Genomic DNA, 2,771 nt, shown 5'->3' on the forward strand with positions numbered 1-2,771 from the left:
ATGACGGGAAGGGATGCCGCAGCTTCCACGACCCACGCCCCAGCGCCGAGTCCGAGATCGCGCGGTTCGTCCGCGGCTACTCGATCAAGAGCACCAACGTGATCTGCCACATCCGCCGGGCCAACCGGGGGCGAGTGGCGCTTGAGAACACGCACCCGTTCATCCGGGAGCTTTGGGGCCGCTACTGGACCTTCGCCCACAACGGCCAGCTCAAGGGCGTCAAGAACCTGACATTGTCGGCCTATCTGCCGGTCGGCACGACCGACAGCGAACACGCTTTCTGCTGGATGCTGGACCGGCTGCGCGAGCGCTGGGACCGTCCGCCCGCCCATAAGTCGCTGTGCCGCGAGATCCGGAGACTGGCGGAGGAGTTGAACGGCAGGGGCGTGTTCAATCTTCTGCTGTGCGACGGACAGTCGCTGTTCTGCTTCTGCAGCACCAACCTCGCCTGGCTAACGCGCCGCTATCCGTTCGGCAACGCGACCCTGCTGGACGAGGACCTGACGGTCGATTTCGCCCAGGAGACCACGGCGCGCGACGTCGTCAGCATGGTGGCGACACGGCCGCTGACACGGGACGAGGACTGGACGATCATGGACAAGGGGTCGTTCGTCGTGTTTCGCGACGGTAGTTGCCTTTGATGGCAAAGCTCCTATGATGCCTCCCGGCGATGGTTGTGAGACACAGACGCTGTTCCCGCCCCAGCATCCGCACCGGGCGCCTGATGTGAGGATCGGTACGGCATGACCGAGTTGAATACCGGTCCTGATACCTTGCTGGATGCTGTTTTCGATACGTCCCCCGACGCCATCGCCATCTTCGAGCCGACCTCGCTTCGCCTGCTGAGATCGAACCGGGCAGCGGACGGACTGCCGCCGGAGCTTTGGTCCATCCTGCGCGACCATTGCCAGCGCGTGGCCCGGACAGGGGTGACCTGTACGTCGGAAGCGCTTCATCAGGCTACTGACGGCGGCCGCTGGCTGCGGCTGAACGCCGCTCCGTCCGGTGCGCTGGTCGTCGCCACCGTCAGCGACGTGACCGACCTTCACGAGGCCCGGCAGGCGGTGGCCGAAACACGCCGGGAGGCGGAGCGGCAGCGCACCGAGACGCTGGCGGCAGGAGAGGCCAAGTCGCGCTTCCTCGCGACGATGAGCCACGAACTGCGGACGCCGATGAACGCCATCCTGGGCTTCGCCGACCTGCTGAAGAGCTACACGCTGGACCAGCAGCAGATCGCCTATGTCGAGATCATCCGGCGGTCGGGCCAGGACCTGTTGCGGGTGCTCAACGACATCCTGGACTTCAGCAAGATCGACGCCGGCTTCCTGACGCTGGAACGCACCCCCTACAACCCGGCATCGCTGGCGCGCGACATCGTCATGCTGTTCGCGAAGACCGCGCGCGACCGGGAAACCTCGCTGTTCGTCAGCAGCGATCCCGACGTGCCGGAATGGATCGAAGGCGACGTGACGCGGATCCGGCAGGTGCTGTCGAACCTGATCGGCAACGCCTGCAAGTTCACCGAGGACGGACGGATCGACGTGCGGGTGTCGCCGGGGCCGGACGGCACGATCGAGTTCGCGGTCATGGATTCCGGCATCGGCATGACGTCCGAACAGCTGCGCCGGATCTTCCAGCCTTTCGTCCAGGCCGACGAGACGACGACGCGGCGCTTCGGCGGCACCGGGCTTGGGCTGGCGATCAGCAAGCGGTTGGTCGAGGCCATGGGCGGATCGGTGCGGGTCACCAGCATGCCGGGCGAAGGCTCCGTGTTCCTGGTCCGCATCCCCGCCAGCATTTGCCAGCCTCCGGCCTATGCCGACGAGGCGGAAGTGGACGAGGTGGCGACGCGGGAAACCCGGCGCGTCCTGCTGGCCGAGGACAATGCGATCAACCGCATGCTGGTGGAGCGCATCCTGGAACAGGACGGCCACGAGATCGTCTCGGTTCCGGACGGACGAATGGCCCTGCTGGAGGTGGCCGAGACGGGCTTGAGGTCCGAGGACAACCCGATGGGCTACGACCTGGTGCTGATGGACATGCACATGCCCGAGATCGACGGACCGGAAGCGACCCGCGCGATCAGGGCCCTCGGCGGTCCCGCCTCGCTGATCCGATCATCGGGCTGAGCGCCGACGCCATGTCCGAGCAGATGGACCAGCACATGGCGTCCGGTCTTGACGGATACCTGACAAAGCCGCTGGACCAGGCCAAGCTTAGGGCGATGGTCAGCCGGACGCGGGTCCATGCGGCGCCGGCGCCGCACTCCACCGTCGTCCCCTTCCCTGCCGCCCCGTCCGACGACGGGCTGATCGACGAAAGCCAGATCGGGGAGATCCGGGATGTGGTCGGCGAGGAGATGCTGTCCGAGCTGCTCGTCGCCTTCTGCCGGGACGTACAGGCGGAATTCGTCCGCGTCAGGGAGGCTTGCGCCGGACCCGACAGGGCCGTGCTGGCCGGTGCCGCCCACACTCTTCGGGGTCTTGCGGGCAACCTGGGAGCCGCCAGGATTTCCGCACTGGCAGCCGTGGTCGAGGAAGCCGCCAAGAGCGAAGACGGCCGGACGATCGACCAGGAGCTGATAGCCGAACTGACCGCCGCGGTCGAACGAACCGTCGAAGCGCTGTCCCGGCGCGCCTGAGCGCGCCGGGTGCGGTTCACGCCGCGGCCAGCACCGCCACGGCTTCCGCCCGGGTGATGTCGATCGGGGTGATGCCGTAGGTGTGGAGGAACTTCTGCTCGGTCTTGGTCAGCTCGCCGGGAAGCACCGC

The 2,771-nt window shown here is 66.8% G+C and carries 3 protein-coding genes; all 3 read left to right on the plus strand.

Annotated features, from left to right (window positions below; genetic code table 11):
- On the plus strand, window positions 1-641 hold a 641-nt coding region (locus AC5JJ6_RS07765), incomplete at its 5' end, for a class II glutamine amidotransferase (protein ID WP_496041487.1).
- A gap of 102 nt (window positions 642-743) precedes the next feature.
- Complete coding sequence (locus AC5JJ6_RS07770; RefSeq protein WP_496041488.1) at window positions 744-2,129, plus strand: ATP-binding protein; 1,386 nt, start codon at window positions 744-746, stop codon at window positions 2,127-2,129.
- Between the two features lie 11 nt (window positions 2,130-2,140).
- On the plus strand, window positions 2,141-2,641 hold the full coding sequence (locus AC5JJ6_RS07775) for an Hpt domain-containing protein (protein WP_496041489.1): 501 nt from the start codon (window positions 2,141-2,143) through the stop codon (window positions 2,639-2,641).
- Window positions 2,642-2,771 lie beyond the last annotated feature (130 nt).

Source organism: Skermanella sp. (assembly GCF_059503625.1).

What these genes read in the sequence shown, in the direction of transcription:
- AC5JJ6_RS07770 (WP_496041488.1), top strand. Translation starts at nt 744, where the DNA reads ATGACCGAGTTGAATACCGGTCCTGATACCTTGCTGGATGCTGTTTTC.
- AC5JJ6_RS07775 (WP_496041489.1), top strand. Translation starts at nt 2,141, where the DNA reads ATGTCCGAGCAGATGGACCAGCACATGGCGTCCGGTCTTGACGGATAC.